This window comes from Mesorhizobium sanjuanii (genome assembly GCF_002529485.1).
GTDB lineage: Bacteria > Pseudomonadota > Alphaproteobacteria > Rhizobiales > Rhizobiaceae > Mesorhizobium > Mesorhizobium sanjuanii.
Genome location: NZ_NWQG01000303.1, coordinates 1 through 3061, shown reverse-complemented (window position 1 = coordinate 3061; position 3061 = coordinate 1). Strand labels below are relative to the sequence as shown.

Sequence of the window (3061 nt, the reverse complement as noted above, 5' to 3'; positions counted from 1 at the left end):
GCTCTACACCGAGATGGTGGTGGCCGACGCGATCATCCAGGGTGCACGCGAGCGGCTGCTCGGCTTTGATGACGCGGAACATCCGGTCGCATTGCAGCTTGGCGGCTCCGATCCGCGCAAGCTTGCCGAGGCGGCGCGCATCGGCGAAGCCTTCGGCTATGACGAGATCAACCTCAATGTCGGCTGCCCGTCGGACCGCGTCCAGTCGGGCACGTTCGGCGCCTGCCTGATGAAGACGCCGGTTCTCGTCGCCGATTGCGTCGCGGCGATGAAGGCTGCCGTGAAAATCCCCGTCACCGTCAAATGCCGCATCGGCGTGGACGAACAGGATCCGGAGCCGGCGCTCGACGCGCTGGCGGACGGCGTTTTTTCAGCCGGCGCCGACGCATTGTGGGTGCATGCCCGCAAGGCCTGGCTGGAGGGGCTCAGCCCAAGGGAAAACCGTGACATCCCACCGCTCGACTATGACAGGGTCTATCGCCTGAAAGCCAGAAAGCCGAATGAATTCATCGGCATCAATGGCGGTATTCAATCGCTCGAAGAGGCACTTAGGCACATTGATCATGTCGACGGCGCCATGCTCGGCCGCGCCGCCTATCACACGCCTTGCATCCTGGCGGACATCGATGCCACCTTCTATGGCGGCAAATCCGAGCCGTTCGACTTTGCCTCATTGATCGATTCCATGGCGGCTTACGCGGCGCGCCATATCGAGCGGGGCGGCCGGCTTGGCCATGTCACCCGTCACATGGTCGGCCTGTTTCACGGCCTGCCTGGCGCACGCCGCTATCGGCAGATCCTTTCGACCGACGCGACACGGCCCGGCGCTGGGCCGGACGTGCTGAAAACCGCCTTCGCCGCGGTTGATTTGGTCAGGGCAAGCGCGGAAGCCGCCTGAGGGGCTTTATCTACGCATCGTGCTTTCCGAAAATCGATTTCGATTTTCGGGCCGATGCGCTAGTCGCGCAAGATCATGCGGTCGCCGCGCACGTCGAAACCCGACAGCGAACCGATGAAATTCATGCCGAGCAGGCTCTGGCTGAGCATGCCGGGTGCGGCGATCATGACCGGCATGTTCTTGCGAACGATGCCGCCGATCGCCAATTCGTCGGTTCTCACGCCCGCTGCGCGCGCCATGCCGTTGGCGGTCGAGACCGGTATCGTAAAATTGAGCGTGGCTGGATTGAAGCCAGCCGCCTGCGCATCTTGCGCTGTCAGCACGGTGCTGGTCGCGCCGGTGTCGACCACGGCCCGGACCGGCGCGCCATTGACCATGATGCGCGCTTCGAAATGGCCGTTGTCGGCCTTGTCCAGGGTCACCGTGGCGTGGCCGTCCTCCACACCCAGCGCCAGCGGACTGCCAGGAACGAGCCCGGCGGTTACCCGGCTGGCGAAATCCTGCAATTCGTAGCGATACTGGTAGCCGGCGATCAGCGCCAGCACGATGACGCCCCAGGCGCCGAGGCTGCGCGCCATGGTGCCCAGGGGTCTGCCGGATCTGAGCAGGCCGGCGCCGATGAGCGCGACCAATGCGCCAAGCCAGATCAGCCGGCCGAAATCGTTGTTCTCGACGCCGAACGTGCTGCCGGCGGAATCGTTGAAGATGAGCAGGGCCACGCCCACCCCGATCACGATCATCAAGATCCAGAAAAGTCGGTTCATGGGCGGTTCACGATAGAGCGTCGCGTTCACGAGAGAGGCGGGTGCGGCGCGTTTCCCGACGCGGCCTGCGTTCGACCGTTTCCAGCCGGGCCGGCAGCTCGGCCATCACATTTCGGCGTGTTTCCGGCGTCATGTCGATCCAGGCGCCGATTTCTTCGCGCGTGCGACCGCACCCGAAGCAGAAGCCGGTTTTCATATCGATCGAGCAGATCAGGACGCACGGGGATTCTATGGCCGTCATGATGTTCTCTTGGGATTCCCAAGGGAATCCCTTGTCTTGCTTCCACATGGTGCAACGGCAAGGCCAATGCAAGCCCTCCGGAATGCGCCGCTGGCAAGCGCTATCGCGGCACCGGCAGGAGGTTGTGCCGGCCGTGCAACGCGGCTATGCCGCTCGTCAAACCTAGGGGATGATCCTCAACGCCATGACCAGCGCGCTGCCTTTCGACGATTTTCGCAACCTTCTGGCGGCCTTGCCGCCGGCCGAGACGGCGGCCGAAACCAAAGTCCGTGCACTGTTTGCCAAGGCCGACCAGCCCGGGAATTCGCTCGGCCGCATCGAGGACATTGCCGCCTGGCTCGCCGCCTGGAGCGGCCGGGCACCGCCGGTGGTGACACGGCCGTTGGTGGCGATCTTCGCCGGCAATCACGGCGTCACCCGCCACCGCATTTCGCCACGTCCCGTCGCGGCCACCGCGAACGCGGTCGAGCTTTGCGCGGCCGGCGGTGCCGCAGTCAACCAGATCTGTATAGCCAACGACCTCGGGCTGAAAGTATTCGATCTAGCGCTGCACATTCCGACTGCCGACCTCACCGAGGAGGCAGCGCTGGACGAGCGCGGCTGCGCCGCCACCATGGCCTTCGGCATGGAAGCGATCGCCGGCGGCACCGATCTGCTGTGCCTTGGCGACCTCGGCGTCGGCAATTCGACCGTTGGCGCGGCTCTGTTTGTGGCGCTGTTTGGCGGCAAGGGCGCCGACTGGGTCGGGCCCGGATCGGGCGCCGATGCGGCGATGCAGGCGCGCAAGGCGGAAGCGGTCGATGCCGCGATCGCCTTCCACGGCACAAGCCTCGGGGACCCGCTCGAAGCTCTGCGCCGGGTCGGTGGCCGCGAGTTCGCGGCGATCGCCGGGGCCATCCTCGCCGCCCGCATGCAAAAGATCCCGGTGCTGATCGATGGCGTTGCGGCGACAGCGGCGGCAGCCGTGCTTCATGCCGCCAACCCGGCCGCGCTGGACCATTGTCTTCTTGCCGGCCTGTCGCCGGAGCCTGCACATATAAGGGCCGCCGAGCGGCTCGGCCTTCGCCCTCTCCTCGATCTGGGCATCAGCCACGGCGAGGGGGCAGGGGCGGCCCTAGCGGCGGGCCTGGTCAAGGCGGCCGCACTCACCAGCGCGGG

Annotated in this window: 4 protein-coding genes; 2 read left to right on the top strand and 2 right to left on the bottom strand. The window is 65.7% G+C overall.

The genetic code is table 11. The features are described from left to right. Positions 1-898, top strand: an 898-nt coding sequence (gene dusA, locus CN311_RS31485; RefSeq protein ID WP_097577463.1) for a tRNA dihydrouridine(20/20a) synthase DusA, incomplete at its 5' end; no start/stop codon positions are given. Positions 899-957: 59 nt separating this feature from the next. Here dusA and CN311_RS31480 read toward each other — a convergent pair. Further along, positions 958-1662, bottom strand: a complete 705-nt coding sequence (locus CN311_RS31480; RefSeq protein ID WP_097577460.1) for a TIGR02281 family clan AA aspartic protease — start codon at positions 1660-1662, stop codon at positions 958-960. 7 nt (positions 1663-1669) lie between these two features. Beyond that, positions 1670-1903, bottom strand: coding sequence for a DUF1289 domain-containing protein (locus CN311_RS31475; RefSeq protein WP_097577462.1), 234 nt, complete (start codon positions 1901-1903; stop codon positions 1670-1672). 184 nt (positions 1904-2087) lie between these two features. Here CN311_RS31475 and CN311_RS31470 point away from each other — a divergent pair. Next, a partial coding sequence (locus tag CN311_RS31470; protein ID WP_097577461.1) for a nicotinate-nucleotide--dimethylbenzimidazole phosphoribosyltransferase occupies positions 2088-3061 on the top strand: 974 nt, incomplete at its 3' end.

Coding starts and splice junctions, on each gene's coding strand:
- CN311_RS31475 (WP_097577462.1), bottom strand. CDS start 1,903: ATGACGGCCATAGAATCCCCGTGCGTCCTGATCTGCTCGATCGATATG.
- CN311_RS31480 (WP_097577460.1), bottom strand. CDS start 1,662: ATGAACCGACTTTTCTGGATCTTGATGATCGTGATCGGGGTGGGCGTG.